The sequence below is a fragment of the Kitasatospora sp. NBC_00315 genome (assembly GCF_041435095.1).
Lineage (GTDB): Bacteria > Actinomycetota > Actinomycetes > Streptomycetales > Streptomycetaceae > Kitasatospora.
Genome location: NZ_CP108025.1, coordinates 811,688 through 829,851 on the forward strand (window position 1 = coordinate 811,688; position 18,164 = coordinate 829,851).

11 protein-coding genes are annotated in these 18,164 nt (G+C 72.3%); 8 read left to right on the forward strand and 3 right to left on the reverse strand.

Annotated elements, in window-relative coordinates:
* Positions 1–164 precede the first annotated feature (164 nt).
* The 3 genes from OG823_RS03410 (at position 165) to OG823_RS03420 (ending at position 4,002) form a co-directional block, all read left to right on the forward strand.
* Entirely contained in the window at positions 165–1,223 is a 1,059-nt protein-coding gene (locus OG823_RS03410; protein ID WP_371477368.1) for a phosphatidylinositol-specific phospholipase C domain-containing protein, read from the forward strand.
* 186 nt (positions 1,224–1,409) lie between these two features.
* Positions 1,410–2,213, forward strand: coding sequence for a VOC family protein (locus tag OG823_RS03415; RefSeq protein WP_371477369.1), 804 nt, complete (start codon positions 1,410–1,412; stop codon positions 2,211–2,213).
* 574 nt (positions 2,214–2,787) lie between these two features.
* Complete coding sequence (locus OG823_RS03420; protein ID WP_371484286.1) at positions 2,788–4,002, forward strand: carbohydrate-binding protein; 1,215 nt, start codon at positions 2,788–2,790, stop codon at positions 4,000–4,002.
* Between the two features lie 237 nt (positions 4,003–4,239).
* Here the strand turns inward: OG823_RS03420 and OG823_RS03425 are convergent, their stop codons facing one another.
* On the reverse strand, positions 4,240–4,521 hold the full coding sequence (locus tag OG823_RS03425; RefSeq protein ID WP_371484287.1) for a hypothetical protein: 282 nt from the start codon (positions 4,519–4,521) through the stop codon (positions 4,240–4,242).
* Positions 4,522–4,874: 353 nt separating this feature from the next.
* Between OG823_RS03425 and OG823_RS03430 the strand changes: the two genes are divergently transcribed.
* Positions 4,875–7,112 (forward strand): RICIN domain-containing protein, encoded by a 2,238-nt coding sequence (locus tag OG823_RS03430; protein ID WP_371477370.1) that lies wholly within the window; start codon positions 4,875–4,877, stop codon positions 7,110–7,112.
* A 229-nt stretch (positions 7,113–7,341) separates the two neighbouring features.
* Here the strand turns inward: OG823_RS03430 and OG823_RS03435 are convergent, their stop codons facing one another.
* Both OG823_RS03435 and OG823_RS03440 read right to left on the reverse strand, forming a co-directional pair.
* Positions 7,342–10,212, reverse strand: coding sequence for an RICIN domain-containing protein (locus OG823_RS03435; protein WP_371477372.1), 2,871 nt, complete (start codon positions 10,210–10,212; stop codon positions 7,342–7,344).
* A 161-nt stretch (positions 10,213–10,373) separates the two neighbouring features.
* Entirely contained in the window at positions 10,374–12,620 is a 2,247-nt protein-coding gene (locus OG823_RS03440) for a glutaminase domain-containing protein (RefSeq protein WP_371477373.1), read from the reverse strand.
* 662 nt (positions 12,621–13,282) lie between these two features.
* Here OG823_RS03440 and OG823_RS03445 point away from each other — a divergent pair.
* The 4 genes from OG823_RS03445 (at position 13,283) to OG823_RS03460 (ending at position 18,118) form a co-directional block, all read left to right on the forward strand.
* Positions 13,283–14,380 carry an ABC transporter substrate-binding protein gene (locus tag OG823_RS03445; protein ID WP_371477375.1) on the forward strand — a complete coding sequence of 366 codons (1,098 nt, stop codon included), beginning with the start codon at positions 13,283–13,285 and terminating at the stop codon, positions 14,378–14,380.
* Between the two features lie 98 nt (positions 14,381–14,478).
* Positions 14,479–16,140, forward strand: coding sequence for a sugar ABC transporter ATP-binding protein (locus OG823_RS03450; RefSeq protein ID WP_371477376.1), 1,662 nt, complete (start codon positions 14,479–14,481; stop codon positions 16,138–16,140).
* Positions 16,137–17,108 (forward strand): ABC transporter permease, encoded by a 972-nt coding sequence (locus tag OG823_RS03455; protein ID WP_371477378.1) that lies wholly within the window; start codon positions 16,137–16,139, stop codon positions 17,106–17,108. The genes OG823_RS03450 and OG823_RS03455 overlap by 4 nt, the downstream gene beginning before the upstream one ends.
* The gene (locus OG823_RS03460; protein WP_371477380.1) at positions 17,105–18,118 is read left to right on the forward strand and encodes an ABC transporter permease; all 1,014 of its coding nucleotides are present in this window, start codon (positions 17,105–17,107) and stop codon (positions 18,116–18,118) included. Before OG823_RS03455 ends, OG823_RS03460 begins: the two co-directional genes overlap by 4 nt.
* The last annotated feature ends 46 nt before the right edge of the window (positions 18,119–18,164 follow it).

Consider the following 18,164-nt stretch of genomic DNA (forward strand, 5'->3'; position numbering starts at 1 on the left):
TGGCCGAAAACGGATGTGACTTTCAGTCAGGCGAGAACCGGCACCCGTCGGCGGCCCCGGATTCTTTCGACACGGTGTCAGCAGAATTCCTTGTCATGTCACCTCGAATCCGCTCGGATGGGCGAGGCTTTCGTCGCCGACCCGGCCCTGACGAGGAGACCCCGTTGTCCGTACGCCGCTTCATCGCCGCCGCCACACCGCTGCTGGCCGCCGCAGCGCTCGCCCTCGCCGTCCCCGCGCAGCAGGCGGACGCCACCGGGCCGTCCGATCTCCCGTTCTCCGGCGCCACCACCGTGGGGCTGCACAACACCTACGACCCTGCGGCCTTCCCGTTCCTGGCCCAGGCGCTGGACACCGGCACCGGCCTGATCGAACTCGACGCCTGGACGGACACCGTCACCACGGAGTGGAAGGTCAGCCACTCCAACCCGCTCGGCAACGCCAACAACTGCGTCAGCGCGACCAGCCCCGCCCAGCTCTACAGCGGCGGGGCCAACAAGAACCTGGAGACCTGCCTGGACGACATCCGGGTCTGGCTCGGCGCCCACCCCGGCAGCGGACCGCTGGTCGTCAAGCTGGAGCTCAAGGGCGGCTTCGCCGCGAACCGCGGAATGGGCCCGACCGAGCTGGACTCGCTGATCGCCGCCCACCTCGGCAGCGCCGTCTTCCGGCCCGCCGACCTGCTGGCCAAGCCCGGGGGCGGCGCGTACGCCACGCTCGACGACGCGGCCCGGGCCGGCAACTGGCCGAGCCGCTCGGCGCTGGCCGGCCGGGTCCTGCTGGACGTCATCCCCGGCACGGTGGAGGAGCAGAACCCGTTCGACACGCTGCACACCGACGTCGAGTACTCCCGCCACCTGCGCGACCTGGTCGCCGCCGGACAGGCCGGCAAGGCCCAGGTGTTCCCGGTCGTCCACGGCGCCGCGGCGGGCGACCCCCGCAGCGCCTACGCGGAGACCTCGATCCGTCCCTGGTTCGTGGTCTTCGACGGTGACGCCGCCGCCTACCTCGGCGGGATCGACACCGGCTGGTACGACAGCCGCCACTACCTGCTGGTGATGACGGACGCCCAGAACGTCGCCCCGGCCATCAGTGCCACCGACCCGACCGCCGACCAGGCCGCCGCCCGGGCGGCGCAGCTGGCCGCGGCCCACGCGAGCATCGTCTCCAGTGACTGGCGCCACCTCCCCTCCGTACAGTCCCAGGTGCTCCCGCGCGGCTGACCGGGGCCGCCGCCCCGCCCCGGGCCGCGAACGGCGGCCCGGGGCGGGGCGCCCACGGGGCCCTGCCCGTGCCGTGCCCTTCGAGACCCCTCGACGCCGTGCTTCCCCCGACTGCCCCGGGCGGCGCGCGCCGACCGGGACCGGATGCCAGGCTGGCCGGGCAAGGGATACCCGAAGGGAAGCACCATGATCACCACTGACTACGTCGACGGCTCGCCCTGCTGGATCGACCTCGGCGCTCCGGACGTCCCGGCCGCGGTCGCCTTCTACGGCGCGGTGTTCGGCTGGAAGTTCCAGCCCTACGGTCCGGACGGGGGCGACTACGGCTTCTTCCGCTCGGACGGCAGGACCGTCGGCGCGGTCGGCCGGCTCACCGAGGAGGGAGCCCGCTCGGCCTGGATGCTCTACTTCCGGACGTCCGACGCCGAGGCGACCGCGCGGACCGTGGAGCAGGCCGGCGGCGCCGTGCGGACGGCGCCGGGCGACGTCGAGAGCCACGGCCGGATGGCGCAGTTCACCGACCCGCAGGGAGGACAGTTCGCGGTCTGGCAGCCCCGCGCCACCCAGGGCATGGAGGCCGTGGACGAGCCCGGCACGCTCAGCTGGGTCGAGCTCTACACCACCGACGCGAAGGCCGCCAGAGCCTTCTACGGCACCGTCTTCGGATGGGCCACCCAGGACATGCCGATGCCCGGTGGCAACGAGGGGACGTACACGCTGATCACCCCGGCCGGCCTCGCCCCCGAGCGGATGCACGGGGGGCTGATGGAGCTGCCGGCGGAGCACCTCGCGCTGAACGGCGGCCGCCCCTACTGGCACCCGGTGTTCGGCACGGCGGACTGCGACGCGAGCGTCGCCAAGGTGACCGCGAACGGCGGGAGCGTGCAGATGGGCCCGGATGACGCGCCCGGTGTCGGCCGGATCGCCGTCTGCCTCGATCCGCACGGCGCGGACTTCGTGCTGCTCGCCCCGGCGCCGGCGGAGGGCTGAGGGCCGGGCCCGAAGCCCCTCCGGATCCGGGGCGAGCGGCCCCAGGAGCGCCCCCGGCGCACTGCGGGACAGCACCCGAACGGCCCGAACGGCCCGGGCGCACCACGCGACTCCCCGCGTGGTGCGCCCTTTCGCGTGCCCCCACGCCGCCTCCCGCCGCCCGACGCCGCCGGTCGCCGCCGCTCCCGCCTTCGGCGACGCCGCCCCGCCGCTCACCGGGCACGACGGCGGCCGGCGGCCGACCGACAACCTTCACGCTCTCGCCAACAGCGGTCCGGCTGCCCTGGTCGCGGGTCAACGGTTGGTCAAATAATCGATGACGTGGCAGTGACAGCAGGCCGAGGCCTTGACCTGCCAACTGGTCTAGTCCAACTTAGGGGCAAGCCGATCCGCCCTCCGCTCCGCGCCCAAGTCCCCACCGACGCGCGGGCCACGGCCTCCCACGCCATGGGCGGCCGGCCTCCCCCACAGCCCGCGCATCGAGAGGTTCACCATGGAACGAAACCAGCCTTCGGTGACACCCGCACCCTCCGCCCCCGCCGGGCACCGCCGTCGTCGGCGCACCCTGGCCGGCATGGCGGCGTTCGGCCTGCTGGCCGGCGGTCTGAGCGCGCTGGCAGTCGTCGGCTCGGCCGACGCCGCGACGACCACGACCGCGCTCAGCAGCAACTGGTACGCCTCCGCGCCGTACCTGATGCCCGAGGACAACAACCCGCCGGACGCCGCGGCAGTCATGGACGCCACCGGCCAGAAGGCCTTCCAGCTCGCCTTCATCCTGGACTCCGGCGGCTGTAACCCCGCCTGGGGCGGCACCTCCTCCATCAACACCGACACCACCATGCCCGCGGTGATCCAGAAGATCCGCGACAAGGGCGGCGACGTCTCCGTCTCCGTCGGCGGCTACGGCGGCAACAAGCTCGGCCAGAGCTGCGGCACCCCCGAGGCGACCGCGGCCGGCTACCAGAAGGTGATCACCAAGTACAACCTCAAGGCGATCGACTTCGACCTGGAGGAGCCGGAGTACGAGAACACCGCGGCGATCCACAACGAGATCGGCGCGGCCCGGATCCTGCAGCAGAACAACCCCGGCCTGTACGTGTCGATCACCACGGCGGGCACCACGGCCGGCACCGGCTGGTTCGGCACCCAGATGCTCAACGAGGCCAAGTCGCAGGGCTTCACGCCGAACAACTTCTCCATCATGCCGTTCGACGGCGGCTTCAGCGGCGCGGCCGCGCAGACCGACGCCCTGGTCAAGTTCAACACCCTGCTGCAGACCACCTTCGGCTGGAACGAGGCCACCGCCTACGCCCACGAGGGCGTCTCGTTGATGAACGGCCGCACCGACGCCGCGGAGTACTTCAAGCAGGCCGACTTCCAGACCGTCCTGGACTTCGCCACCGCGCACCACCTGGCGCGCTACACCTACTGGTCCGTCAACCGCGACCGGCAGTGCGCCGGTTCGGTGGACCCGGGCCTCTCCGGTGCCTGCTCCAGCGTCGCCCAGGCCGACTGGGACTTCACCAAGTACACCGTGAAGTTCGCCGGTGCCACCCCGCCCACCACCACCGCCAGCCCGACGGCGACCGCGACCGCCTCGCCGACCAGCACCACCACCTCCAACCCGGGCACCTGCACCGCACCGGCCTGGAGCGCGACCACGACCTACGTCGCGAACGACAAGGTCTCCTACAGCGGCCACAACTACCACGCCAAGTGGTGGACGCTGAACGAGAACCCGAGCGCCAGCGGCCAGTGGGGCGTGTGGGGCGACGACGGCGCCTGCTGATCCTCCGATCCCCGTTGGGGGCGCCGCCCGGCCGGTCCGACACCCGGGCCGGACCGGCGGCGCCCCCAACGGCCGGGAGCCCGTGTGGGCGGGTGACCCGGCGCAGCCCGTACGAACGCCGTCCCCGGTGGTGCTCCAGTGCCGCCGGGGGCGGCGTCCGCGTGCGCCGGCTGCGCCGTCCGGGCGAAGCGGTGCCGGCGGCGGGTGGTTCACCGCTCCCCCGCCGCCGACCCTCCCTCATGCCTCCGCGGGCGCGCCGAACCAGCTCGCCAGGGCCAGCCGCAGCCCCTCCCGGGCCTCCTCGGCCGGCTCTTCGCGCGCCGCGGCCCAGGCGACGTAGCCGTCGGGGCGGATCAGCAGCGCCGCGGCGGGCGCGCCCGGGCAGGCGGCGGCGCGGACGTCCACCAGGCCCCGCTCCTGCGCCGGGCGCAGAGCGGCCCAGCTCAGCGCGGCCCAGCTCAGCGCGGCCCGTCGCCTGCTTCTTGCGGTCCCGCAGCCCCGGTGGAGCCGCCGGACCAGGGTGCCCGTCGGTCGTCATGGGAGTCAATCCAGCGAGTTCTGCGCGCCACGCACGATTGCCGACCACGCAATCTTTTGGATTCGTGGACGGCCGGACCGGTCGGAGGTCTTGACGCGCTCCTGCCGGACCAGTTAGATCGCGACTTGAACTAAGAGTCGAACTAAGAGCGGGGCGCGGCCCGTTCATGCGTTTCCGTCGGCGGGCGTGCGGCCGGCCCGGCGGAATCCGACACCATCGTCGGCCGGTTCGACCTGCCCCCACCGAAGAAACCGTCCGGCATCCGGCGCGAGCCGATGCCCGACAGCCGAATCCGGCGCGGCCCGACGGGCGGCGCCGGGGATGGAGGAGCTCCATGTCAGCACATCGACCCACGGCGCCCGCACGCCCGCGCCCACCCGCCGGCCGGATCCGGGGCGGACACCCGCGCGCCCTGGCCGGAGCGCTGGCCGGCACCCTGCTGGCCACCCTCGGGCTCGGTCTCACCGCCGCGCCCAGCGCGCACGCCGACACCCTGCCCACCGGCTGGACCACCGTGGTCAACAAGGCCAGCGGCAAGTGTGTGGACGCCCGGGCGGCGGCCGCCACCGACGGCACCGCCGTCCAGCAGTACAGCTGCAACGGCTCGGCTGCCCAGCAGTGGCAGCTCCAGGCCACCGACTCCGGCAACGTCCGGGTCAACAGCCAGGTGGACGCGAGCCGCGCCTGGGACGTCACCGGCGTCTCCACCGCCGACAGCGCCCTCGTCCAGCTCTGGTCCTACAGCGGCGGGTCGAACCAGCAGTGGCTGCCGGTCGCGGAGGGCGGCGGGTGGTACCACTTCGTCAACCGCAACAGCGGCAAGTGCCTGGACGTGCCCGCCGCCTCGGCCGCCGACAGCGTCCAGCTCGGCCAGTACACCTGCAACGGGACGGGCGCGCAGTCCTTCTCGCTCGGTGCTCCCACACCTCCGGCCGGGACCCCGGACTTCGGGCCGAACGTCAAGATCTTCGATCCGTCGATGTCGGCGTCGAGCATCCAGTCCACCCTGAACTCGGTCTTCTCCCAGCAGGAGACGAACCAGTTCGGCGGCAACCGCTACGCCCTGCTCTTCAAGCCGGGCAGCTACAACGTCGACGCCAACGTGGGCTTCTACACCCAGGTCGCGGGACTGGGCCTCTCCCCCGACGACGTCACCATCAACGGCGCCGTGCACGCCGAGGCGGACTGGTTCCAGGGCAACGCCACCCAGAACTTCTGGCGCGACGCCGAGAACCTCTCCGTCAACCCCTCCGGCGGCACCGACCGCTGGGCGGTCTCGCAGGCGGCGCCGATGCGCCGCGTGCACGTCCGCGGCGACCTCCAGCTGGACGACGGCGGCTGGTCCAGCGGCGGGTTCCTGGCCGACTCGAAGATCGACGGCCAGGTGCGCTCCGGCACCCAGCAGCAGTGGCTCTCGCGCGGCGACCAGCTCGGCAGCTGGTCCGGCTCCAACTGGAACATGGTCTTCGTCGGCGTCAACGGCGCCCCCGCCACGACCTTCCCCAACCCGCCGGTCACCACGGTCGGGCAGGCCCCGGTCATCCGGGAGAAGCCCTTCCTGTACGTCGACCAGGCCGGCGCGTACCAGGTCTTCGTCCCCGCGCTGCGGGCCAACGCCTCCGGCACCAGCTGGAGCGGCGGCGCGGCGGCCGGCTCCTCGCTGCCGATCTCGCAGTTCTTCATCGCCAAGCCGGGTGACTCCGCGGCCACCGTCAACGCGGCGCTCGCGGCCGGCAAGAACCTGCTCTTCACCCCCGGTGTCTTCCACCTCTCCGACACCCTCCGGGTGACCCGGCCCGACACCGTGGTGCTCGGCCTCGGCCTGGCGACGCTGGTGCCGGACAACGGCGTGACGGCCGTGTCGGTGGCCGACGTCGACGGCGTGAAGCTCGCCGGACTGCTGATCGACGCGGGTACCACCAGCTCGTCCGTGCTGATGCAGGTCGGCCCGGCCGGATCCACCGCCGACCACGCGGCGGACCCGACCTCGCTGAGCGACGTCTTCTTCCGGATCGGTGGTGCGGGCGTCGGTAAGGCGGCCCAGAGTCTCGTGGTGAACAGCAACAACGTGATCGGCGACCACATGTGGCTGTGGCGTGCGGACCACGGCAGCGGCGTCGGCTGGACGAGCAACACGGCCGCCAACGGCCTGGTGGTGAACGGCAACGACGTCACCATGTACGGCCTGTTCGTCGAGCACTACCAGCAGTACCAGACCGTCTGGAACGGCAACGGCGGGCGGACGTACTTCTACCAGAACGAACTGCCCTACGACCCGCCGAACCAGGCCGCCTGGACGAACGGCTCCACCCAGGGCTGGGCCGCCTACAAGGTCGGCGCCTCGGTGACCAGCCACGAGGCGTGGGGGCTCGGCAGCTACGCCTACTTCAACGTCAACCCGGCGGTGGTCGAGGCGCACTCCTTCGAGGTGCCGAACACCGCGGGCGTCCGCTTCCACGACATGGTGACGGTCTCGCTCGGCGGCACCGGGACCATCAGCCACGTCATCAACAACAGCGGCGCGGCGGCCAACTCCGGCAGCAACGTGGCGAATCTGGTCAGCTACCCCTGACCGGCCCGGTGCGTGGCGTGGGGCGGGTCGGTCGCCCCACGCCGCGACCCCGGCTCCGCCGGCCCACGGTCGGCGGGGCCGGGGTCGTGAGCCGGAGCCCGGTACGGCCGTCGCCGTACCGGGCTCCGGCGCTCCCGCACCCGCACCCGCACCCGCACCCGCACCCGCACCCACGGGTTCGTCCACCGGGGGCCGGGGCGCGCGGTCGGCGCCCGCCCCGGCCCCTCGGTCAGCGCACCCGCCAGAGGTGGTCGGCGGTACCGGTGTCGGCGAACTGCACGACGTTCGCGCTGTTCGCGGTCGACATGCCGTCCACGCCCAGCACCTTGCCCGAGTTGCGGTTGCTGATCCGGAACCACCCGGCGCCGTCGTGCACCAGTCGCCACTGGTGGTCGGCGCTGCCGTTGTCGGTGAACTGCACGACCTGGGCACTGTCGGCGGTCGACATGTCCGACACCCCCAGCACCTTGCCGGAGTTGACGTTGCGGATCCGGAACCAGCCGTCGGCGTCGGCCAGGAAGGTCCAGAGGTGGTCGGCCGTGCCGCTGTCGTCGAACTGCACCACCCGGGCGCTGTCCGCGGTGGACATCACGTCCACCCCGAGCACCTTGCCCGAGTTGCGGTTCTCCACCCGGAGCTGGTCGTCCGGGTGCAGCAGCCAGAGGTGGTCGGCGCTCCCGCTGTCGTCGAACTGCACCACGTTCGCGCTGTCGACCGTCGACATGCCGTCCACGCCGAGCACCTTGCCCGAGTTGCGGTTGCGCAGGCGGTACCAGCCGTCCCCGTTGTCCACCAGCTGCCACAGGTGGTCCGCCGTGCCGCTGTCGTCGAACTGCACCACCTGCGCGCCGTTGGCCGTCGACATGCCGTCCACGCCCAGCACCTTGCCCGAGTTGCGGTTGCGGATCCGGTACCAGCCGTCCCCGTTGTCCACCAGCTGCCACAGGTGGTCCGCCGTGCCGCTGTCGTCGAACTGCACCACCCGGGCGCTGTTCGCGGTGGACATCACGTCCACGCCCAGCACCTTGCCCGAGTTGCGGTTGCGGATCCGGAAGTACGCGCCGCCGGCCGTCCAGACCCGTCCGGTCGGCGAGGTGGTGGGGAAGGCCGTGATCCGCAGACGGGCGGCGCCCATCGGGATCAGCGTGACGTTCTCGACGGCGGCGGTGCTGCGGGCCGGGCCGTCCTGCAGCGGGGTCACCACGTGCTGCACGTCGGCCTGCCACTCGGCGATGCGACGGGCGGGCGCGGTGATGTGCACCGGCGCGCCGTCGACCGTGAAGGGGTTGGCGGGCAGCGGTCCGGTGGCGGCGGAGAAGACCGGCGCGCCGGAGTCCAGGGCGAGGCCGTAGTTCCACGGGGTGGTGGCGTGCACGGCGTACTCGGGAAAGACCGCCGTACCGGCGTACTGCTGGTAGCTCTCGCCGATCCGCAGCGAGTACGTGAGCGGCCCGTGGTCGACCGAGACCGCGCCGTGGTTCGCGCCCCAGGTACGGACGGTGGTGGTCTGCGGCAGCCGCAGGACGACGGTGTCGCCGTTCTTCCAGGTCCGGTTCAGCACCGTGTAGGCGGGGCCGGCCGGAGCGGCGACGGCGCTGCCGTTCACCGTGACGGCGGGCGCGGCGCACCAGCCGGGAACCCGCAGGTACAGCGGGAAGGCCACCGGGTGCGGAGTCGTCAGCTTCAGGGTGACCGTGTCGGAGAAGGGGTAGTCGGTGGTCTCGGTGACGGTCACCGCCGTGCCGTCGGCGACCTTCGCGGTCACGCTGGACGGCGAGTACATCGCGGCGGCGAGCCCGTTGTCGGGGGTGGCCAGCCAGAGCTCCTCCAGGAAGTAGGGCCAGCCCATGCCGTAGTTGTGCGGGCAGCAGCGGTACTGGTCGACGCCCGGCATGTACGCCTGCATCGCGAAGCCGTTCTGGAACTGGCCCTGGCTCTTCGGCACGTCGTCGAGGTCGACGCTGTTGGCACTCGTGATGTAGTGCACCGCCTTGCCGGCCGGATCCAGCGAGGCGGGCAGCGAGTTGAAGGCGAGGTCCTCGCAGCGGTCGGCCCAGAGCGGATCTCCGGTGATCCGGTTCATCAGCTGGTGGCTGGCCATGAACTCGACGATCCCGCAGGTCTCGAAGCCCTGGCGCGGGTCGCCGAAACCTGGGCGGGCGTTCTCGTCGCCGGCGAAGCCGCCCCCGGGGAACTGGCCGTAGGAGCCCATCACCGCGTCGTAGTTCTGGTAGGCGGCCCGGGTGTGGGCGGCGTTCAGCGAGCGCAGCGCGTACTGCGCCGGCTCGCGGTAGCCCTGCGCGATGTTGACGTTGTGCAGGCTCGGCAGGTTGTTCACCCAGTTGGCGCCGTTGGCGTGGATCCGGTCGGCCAGGTCGAGCAGGAAGGACTCGCCGGTCCGGTTGTACAGCCAGAAGACGCTGTCCAGCGCGTCGCCCCAGCGCACGGACACCCAGCTGCTGTTGAAGGCGCCGGGGCCCTGCGCGTTCATGAACCGGAAGAAGGCGCTGAGCAGCGGGATGACGCGGGTGTCTCCGGAGTACTCCTGCCAGTTGCGCAGGGCCCAGGTGAGCGGCAGGAACGGCCAGAAGTCGGGCCCGCCGTTCAGCGAGGTCCGCAGCGCGGTGGGGCCGAACCAGCCGTCGGACTTCCGGGTGGCGACGACGGCGTCGATCCAGCGGCGGGTGGTGGCGAGCGCGGTGGCGTCCCCGGTGGCGATCGCCAGGTCGACGTAGCCGCGCAGCCAGTAGGGCACCTCCTCCCAGCCGGCCCGGTCGGGGTGCACCCAGCCGCTGCCGTCCATGTTGAGGAAGTGCGAGATCTCGGCGTAGCGGCCGCAGAGTCCGGCGAGCTGGATCCGGAGCTGGCCGTCGAGCCAGCCCCGCGCGGTGACGCTGCCCGGGGGCAGTCGCAGGAAGGCGCCGGGGGCCAGTGGGGCCTTGTTGGGAGCGTAGAGACCGCCGCGGGCGGGGGCCACGGGGGCGGGGACGTGGTGCTGGCCCGCCGGGCGGGCGGATGCGGGACCGGCGGTGGCCAGTGCGGAGGCGGTGGCGCCGACGGCGACGGCGCCGTGGACGAACTGGCGGCGGTTCAGGCTCAAGGCGAAGCTCCTCGGGTGGGTGGGGCCGGCGCAGACCTGACGGTGCGGCCCGGTGGGTGGTGTCCGGTGGGTGGTGTCCGGGCCGCCGGGTGGTCGGGCCGCCCGGGCGGGCCGGCGGTGGAGCCGGCGGCCCGCCCGGAGAGCCGGATCGGACGGGGTGGTCAGTGCTGGTGGTTCTGCTGGACGGTGAGCAGCGCGAAGATCCCGCCGAGCACGGGCCGCGCCTGGAAGCCGCTCTGGCGGTTGCTCACGGTGTCGTACCAGTCGGTGAACGGGGCCCGGGAGGGGGAGGTGTGCGCGAAGTCGTAGACGGCGCCCACCAGGTAGTCCCGGATCGGCTGGTCGTGCAGCCAGGCGGCGGTCCAGATCTCCCAGTCCGCCTTGGTGTAGGAGTGGCGGACGTCCAGCGGGACTCCGTACTGGTTGACCTGGCCGAGGTACCAGGCCGCCTCCTCCGCGGCCACGGTCCGCGGGACCAGGCCGAGCCCGAGGAGGGTGTCCGGGTAGCCGTTGTACTTCAGGCTCCAGGTGCCGGGCTGGTCGTAGGCGAGCTTGAGGTGGTCGGCCGGGGCGTCCTGGGCCTTGCCGACCCACTGGCCGGCGTAGTCCTTCGCGACGGCGAGATAGCGGGCGGCGTCGGCGGAGTTCCCGGTGAGGGTGGCGATCTTGCTCATCGCACCGACCGCGGTGATGCCCTTGAGGGCGAGGTTGGCGCTGTGGCCGATGAAGCCGGTGAAGTCGTCGGTCTGGTTCTGGAAGCCCGGGTCCAGGGTGTTGTCGACCAGGTAGTCCGCCCACTGCTTGAGGATCGGGTAGTGCTGGGCTGCGAAGGCCCGGGCCGGGGCGCCGATCCGGTCCAGGTAGGCGGCCGTCATGATCAGCATGTTGGCCGACTCCTCGATCGGCATGTCCTCCTCGTTGCCGTCGTTGTGGCCGGTCGCGTTGGGGTAGCCGGAGCCGAGGTCGTGGTGGGCGAAGGTCTTGGGCCAGCCGCCGTGCTCCGGGTAGTCGAAGGACGGCTCAAGGATGTAGCCGAGGTAGGCCGGGTCGGTGTAGAGGAAGGCCGGCATCGCCGGGTAGGTCACGTCGATGGTGGAGACGTTGCCGTCGCTGGAGATCTCCTTGAGGAACGCCCAGGGCGCGCCGCCCCGGCTGACCAGTTCGGTGCCGGCGTAGGCCTGGCGCAGCGAGAGGGCGCACAGTGCGGCGTACTTGGCGCCGCCGGCGTCGGTGGCCTCCTGGCGGACCTTTCGGTCGAAGGCCGCGGTCCGGCGCTGGGCGTCCTGGGCGTCGGTGTGGAAGAAGGCGGTCATCTGCTGCCAGGTGGGCCAGTACGTCTTCCAGAGGGCGGGCAGTTGCTGACCCAGGTAGTTGATCGCGATCTCCCGGACGTGCCCGACGGAGAGCACGACCGGGTCGATGGGCCTGCGTACGGTGCCGAGGTCGAAGTTGTAGGCGAACACGGGCCAGTTGTCGCTGATGGCGCGGGGCTGGCGGGTGTCGGAGGAGTTGGCGAGCGCGCCGGTGGTGATCGCGGCGGCGCGCACGTCCTTGTCGGGTCCGGTCTGCCAGGTCATGCCGGTGCGGTTGGTGGCGCTCCAGACCACGCTGCCCCAGGCCGCCATGTCGTTGACCTCCTGCAGCACCTTCGGCGTCGCGGGGGTGATCGCCAGCGAGGTGACGGAGCCGGTCTGCTGCTGGGCCCAGCCGATCGGGGTGTCGTCGTGCGCGTGGGCCCACTCGCCGGAGATGTCGAAGTAGACGCTGACCTTGTGATCGGCGCCGTCCGTGCTGCGGGCACCGACCGTGAGGTACGAGAGCGGCATCGACTGGCGGCGCGGGTCGCCGGGCTCGACCGGCGAGAGGAAGGTCAGGGTGAGCTCGACGCCGCCCGCCTCCAGGACGTAGGTGGAGCGGGTCGCGGTGATCTCCAGCGAGCGCTGCGCCATGCCGCGCAGGGTCCGGTTCGGGATCTGCGGGTTGCCCATGACGATGAACGGGGTGCCGTCGATCCGGGCGAGGCCGGCCATCGCCGTGGTGCGGCCGGTCCAGAACGTGGGCCAGTTGCCGACCAGGTTGTCGGCCGGCAGCCAGGTGCTCAGGTACGGGGAGCGCACGGCGAGCGGGGTGGCCGGCGGCCGGATCGGGTCGAAGGCCGGGGCGAACGCCGCGGCCCGGCCGTCGGCGGCGCCCCGGGCGGGCGCGTCGGCGGGGCCGTCGGCGGGCGCGTCGGCGCGAGCGGTGCCGCTCTGGAGCAGGGAGGTCCCCGCGGCCGCCACGGCCGCCGTGGCGGACCAGCGCACCAGGCTTCGCCGGCTGACCGAACCGGGGGCCGGCGTCCGGGGCTCGGACTGCCGGGCCGCGGCGGGGTCGGCGGACGGGGAGGCGGCTTCGTACCGATCGGTCATCAGATCTCTCCTGGTGCATGGGACTGTGCGGGGGCCGGCAGCGGCCTGGACGGAACGCGGTCGGGCGCTCGGCCGGGGGCGGGGGTGGCGCGGCCGATCACGGTACGGCGGGGGCGAAGCGGCCGGGTGCGCACGGCCGGGGTACGTGACCTGGGCCGAAACGGCCGGCGGGGACCTGCCGGGACAGCCGGAGCGACTCGGCCGAGGTGGGGGCCGGGTCGGGTGAGCACTATTCCAACGTTAGAAACGCTGCTGCCAACGGCATAAGAGCACGCGTCAGTGGCCCTGTCCAGGGCCCTGGCAGAAGTTCGCCCGAAACCGCCGCCGCCTTTGCCACCAAGCCCACAGGGGCCTTGAGGTCACGGTCAGGAAATGTTCCGGAAACCGGGAGAGCGATCTCTTGTCGCACTCCGCCGGGGTGTGTATAACGTTGTAAACGCCAGGGCGGCCCGACCTCCCGAAGCCGGCACCGACGCCCTCCCGGCGCCGGGCCGCGCATCTCGGTCAGGCCGTCGGCCCAGGTCAACCGCGTTCCACCCGACGCGTGCACCCGACGCGCACCAGTCGTACGGACCACGGCCGACACCGGACGTCCGCCCGACCCCTCAAGACGATGAACCGCACGGCGGTCCCCACCGCCGCCCCCAAGGAGTGTCGTGAGCATGACCATTCGCAGATCTCGCACCCTCACCGCCGCCTGCCTGCTCACCGTGGCGGCCGCCCTCACCGCCTCCGGCTGCGCCAAGCAGGAGTCCTCCACCTCGGCCGGCGGCAACTCCAGCGCCGGCGCCCAGGTGGTCGCCTCGCCGAGTGCCGCCGCCGGCGACGCCGCCGCGGGCAGCGGCTGCACCCTGCAGAGCTACGGCGCCACCAAGATCGACCTCAAGGACGCCGTCGTCGGCTTCTCGCAGTCCGAGAAGGAGGCGAACCCGTTCCGGATCGCCGAGACCCAGTCCATCAAGGACGAGGCCGCCAAGCTCGGCGTCAAGAAGCTCCTCACCACCAACGCGCAGTCGCAGCTCCCGAAGCAGATCAGCGACATCCAGGACATGCTCAACCAGGGCGCGCAGCTGCTCATCATCGCGCCGCTCAACTCGGACGGCCTGGAGCCGGCCCTGCAGGCGGCCGCCGCCAAGCACGTCCCGGTCATCACCATCGACCGCAAGCTCAACGCCACCGCCTGCAAGGACTACCTCACCTTCATCGGCTCCAACTTCGTCGAGCAGGGCAAGCGCGCCGCCGACGCCCTGGCCAAGGCGACCGGTGGCACCGGCAAGGTCGCCGTCCTGCTCGGCACCTCGGGCAACGGCGTCACCACCGACCGCACCAAGGGCTTCGTCGACGAGATCGCCGCCACCGCCCCCGGGCTGGAGATCGTCGCCCAGCAGACCGGCGAGTTCGCCCGCGACAAGGGGCAGCAGGTGACCGAGCAGCTGCTCCAGGCGCACCCCGAGATCACCGCGATCTACGCGGAGAACGACGAGATGGGCCTGGGCGCCGTCACCGCCGTCAAGGGCGCCGGCAAGAAGCCCGGCAGCGACATCAAGATCGTCTCGGTCGACGGCACCCGCAACGCCGTCCAGTCGCTGGCGAACGGCGAGTACAACGGCGTGATCGAGTCCAACCCCCGCTTCGGGCCGCTCGCCTTCGCGACCGCGCAGAAGTTCTTCGGTGGCGAGGGCATCGCGGAGAACGTGATCATCTCGGACCGCGCCTACGACGCGGACAACGCCAAGTCCTCGCTCGACGGCGCCTACTGACGGACGTCCGTTCCCTGCGCCGGGCCGTCCACGCCGCGTTCCCCGGACGGCCCGGCCCCGCTCCCCCGAACCCCGCCCAACCCCGGAAGGCCATCACCATGGCACCACCCCAAGCCGCCCCGGCAGCGTCCGCACCCGCGGCCACCGAAGCGCCGCCCGTCCTGGAGGCCGTCGGCGTCAGCAAACGCTTCCCCGGCGTGGTGGCCCTCGACGACGTGTCGTTCACCCTGCGCGCCGGCGAGATCCACGCCCTGGTCGGCGAGAACGGCGCCGGCAAGTCGACGCTGATCAAGGTCCTGACCGGCGTGCACCGCCCCGACGGCGGTGAACTGCGGCTCGGTGGCGAGCCGGTGTCCTTCGGCCGCCCGTTCGAGGCGCAGCAGGCCGGCGTCGCCACCATCTACCAGGAGGTCAACCTCGTCCCCCTGATGAGCGTGGCCCGCAACATCTTCCTCGGCCGGGAGCCGAAGACCCGGCTGGGCCTGATCGACTTCACCCGGATGCACCGGGAGGCGGCCGAGCTGCTGACCGGGCTCGGGGTCACCGCCGACGTCCGGCGCCCGCTGGAGACGCTCGGCGTCGGGACCCAGCAGATGGTGGCGCTGGCCCGGGCGGTCTCGGTCAAGGCCCGCGTGGTGGTCATGGACGAACCGACCTCCTCGCTGGAACCCCGGGAGGTGGAGACGCTCTTCCGGGTGATCGGCGAGCTGCACGGGCGCGGGATCGCCGTGGTCTACGTCAGCCACCGGATGGACGAGCTGTACCGGATCTGCGAGCGCGTCACCGTGTTGCGGGACGGCCGGCTGGTGCACACCGGGCCGCTGGCCGAGCTGGACCGGATGCAGCTGGTCTCGCTGATGCTCGGCCGCGAGCTCACCGAGGTGCGCCGCGACGGTGTCACCGCGTTCGCGGGGGGCCACCACGCCGAGCGGGAGCCGGTGCTGACGGCCACCGGTCTGACCCGTACCCACGAGCTGCACGGGATCGACCTGGCGCTGCGGCCCGGCGAGGTGCTGGGGCTCGGCGGCCTGCTGGGATCCGGCCGCAGTGAGACCGCCAAGGCGCTGGCCGGGGCGCTGGCCCTGGACGGCGGCGAGATCACGGTGGCCGGCCGCAGGTTGCGCCGGCCCAGTCCGGCGGCGGCGATCCGGGCGGGCATCAGCCTGCTGCCGGAGGACCGCAAGGCGGAGGGCATCGTCCCCGGGCTGTCGGTGCGCGAGAACATCGTGCTGGCCGCCATGCCCCGGCTCTCCCGGTTCGGTGTGGTCTCGCGCCGCAAGCAGGACCGGATCGTGGACATCTTCATGAAGCGGCTGCGGATCAAGGCGGCCGGTCCCGAGCAGAAGGTCGGCGAGCTCTCCGGCGGCAACCAGCAGAAGGTGCTGCTGGCCCGCTGGCTGTGCCTGGAGCCCAAGGTGCTGCTGCTGGACGAGCCCACCCGGGGCATCGACGTCGGTGCCAAGGCCGAGGTCCAGGCCCTGATCGACGAACTCGCCCAGGAGGGACTGGCCGTGCTGCTGATCTCCTCGGACATCGAGGAGCTGATCGAGGGCGCCGACCGGCTCCTGGTGCTGCGCGGCGGCGCGGTCGCCGGCGAGCTGACCGGTGAGCGGGTGACCGAGGAGGACCTGCTGGCCGTCCTCGCGGACCACGCCCCCGCCGCCCCCGCCGCCCACTCCCCGAGTGCCCCCGCCACCGTCGCCACCCACTCCCCCGCTTCCGGCTCCACCGCCCCCGACGGCCAGGACGGCCCGCGATGACCCACGCTCCCCTCTCCCTGCCCCGGACGGCTCCGGTCCGACCGGACGTCACCCGGCTGCTGCAGCAGTACGGCGTCTACCTCGCCGTGGCCGTGCTGCTGCTGTTCAACGCGCTCTTCACCGAGCACTTCCTGACCGTCGCCAACCTGCGCACGCAGCTCGTCCAGGTCGCCCCGGTCGTCATCGTGGCGCTCGGCATGGCGCTGGTGATCGGCACCGAGGGTGTCGACCTGTCGGTCGGCTCGACCATGGCGCTGGCCGGCTCGCTGCTGCCGCTCTACCTGGGGTACGGCCTGGTGCCGGCCCTGTTGGTGGCCCTGCTCGCCGGTGTGCTGGTCGGCCTGGTCAACGGCTCGCTGGTCTCCCTGGTCGGGCTCCAGCCGATCGTGGCCACGCTGGCGCTGTTCGTCGGCGGCCGGGGCCTGGCCCTGGTGATCGCCGACGGGCGCCTCAAGCAGATCGAGAACACCGATCTGCTCGGGCTCGGCACCGACGACGTCCTGGGCGTCCCGGTGGTCGTGCTGATCGCCGGGGTGCTCGCGCTCGCCGTCGCGTTCCTCGTGCAACGCACCACCTTCGGGCGGCAGTTGGTCGCGGTCGGCGGCAACCGGGCGGCCGCGGCGCTGGCCGGACTGCCGGTACGCCGGGTGCTGATCGGGGTGTACGTGCTGTGCGGCGTGCTCGCCGCGCTGGCCGGTGTGCTGGCGACCGCCCGGCTGACCGCGAGCGATCCGTCCGCGCTCGGCAACCTGATGGAACTCTCCGCGATCACCGCCGTGGTGGTCGGCGGCACCCCGCTCACCGGCGGATCGATCCGGGTACTGGGCACGGTGACCGGCGCGCTGCTGATGCAGCTGCTGCACGCCACCCTGGTCAGCCACAACCTGCACGACTCCACCGCCCAGATGGCGCAGGCCGCCATCATCCTCGTCGCCGTCTATGTCGCCCGGGAGCGTCGATCCCGATGAACCTGATCTCCACCGCCTCCACCGCCTCCACCCCACGGGCGGGCGCACTGCCCGCCGGTTCCGTCACCCGGGCCGCCGCCCTGCTGCGCCGTCAGGGCGTGCTGGCCGTACTGCTGCTGGTCGTCGTGGTCTCCTCGTTCGTCTTCCCGGCCTTCGCCAGCCTGGACAACGCCCGGGGCATCACCGTGCAGGTCTCGTTCCTGTCCATCGTCGCCCTCGGTATGACCATGGTGATCATCACCGGCGGCATCGACCTCTCGGTCGGCTCGGTCTTCGCACTCGGCGGCGTGCTGGCCGCCTGGGCCTCCCAGTGGGGCGCCGTACCGGCGCTGTTGGTACCGCTCGTGGTCTGCGGCGCGATCGGCGCGGTCAACGGCCTGCTGGTGGCGAAGGCCGGGATGGCTCCGTTCATCGTGACGCTGGCCTCCCTGCTCGCCGCCCGCGGCCTGCTGCTGGCGCTGACCCACGAGGGCGGCACGACCTACCTCGTCCCGCACGGCTCGCTGTTCGCCGAGCTCGGCCAGGGCACCGTCGGCGGCTTCGGCTACCCCGTCCTGTTCGCCCTGGCGCTGTTCGGGGTCGGCGCTCTGGTGCTGCAGCGCACCTCGCTGGGGCAGACCATGTTCGCCGTCGGCGGCAGCGCCGACGCGGCCACCCTGATGGGTCTGCCGGTGGCCCGCACCAAGGTCCTGGTGTACGTGCTGAGCGGTCTGCTGGCCGGTCTGGCCGGCGCGCTGAACGCGGCGCGGCTGTCCTCCGGCGTGACCATCATCGGCGTGGGCATGGAGCTGGACGCGATCTCCGCCGTCGTGATCGGCGGCACGCTGCTGGTCGGCGGCGCCGGATCGATCTCCGGCACCCTGTGGGGCGTACTGCTGCTGGCCGTGATCCAGAACCTGATCAACCAGATCGGCTCGCTCAACTCCTCGTACCAGTCGGTGGTCAGCGGCGGATTCCTGATCCTGGTCGTGGTCACCCAGCGCTATCTCTCGAAGGTCCGCCGGACCTGAGCCCGCCCGGCCCCGGGCGAACACGCCCGGCCCCGGTCCCGGATGT

Bases quoted from the DNA above. Each gene is read 5' to 3' on its own strand.
- OG823_RS03460 (WP_371477380.1), top strand. From the start codon at position 17,105: ATGAACCTGATCTCCACCGCCTCCACCGCCTCCACCCCACGGGCGGGC.
- OG823_RS03430 (WP_371477370.1), top strand. From the start codon at position 4,875: ATGTCAGCACATCGACCCACGGCGCCCGCACGCCCGCGCCCACCCGCC.
- OG823_RS03415 (WP_371477369.1), top strand. From the start codon at position 1,410: ATGATCACCACTGACTACGTCGACGGCTCGCCCTGCTGGATCGACCTC.
- OG823_RS03440 (WP_371477373.1), bottom strand. From the start codon at position 12,620: ATGACCGATCGGTACGAAGCCGCCTCCCCGTCCGCCGACCCCGCCGCG.
- OG823_RS03420 (WP_371484286.1), top strand. From the start codon at position 2,788: ATGGCGGCGTTCGGCCTGCTGGCCGGCGGTCTGAGCGCGCTGGCAGTC.
- OG823_RS03445 (WP_371477375.1), top strand. From the start codon at position 13,283: ATGACCATTCGCAGATCTCGCACCCTCACCGCCGCCTGCCTGCTCACC.
- OG823_RS03455 (WP_371477378.1), top strand. From the start codon at position 16,137: ATGACCCACGCTCCCCTCTCCCTGCCCCGGACGGCTCCGGTCCGACCG.
- OG823_RS03450 (WP_371477376.1), top strand. From the start codon at position 14,479: ATGGCACCACCCCAAGCCGCCCCGGCAGCGTCCGCACCCGCGGCCACC.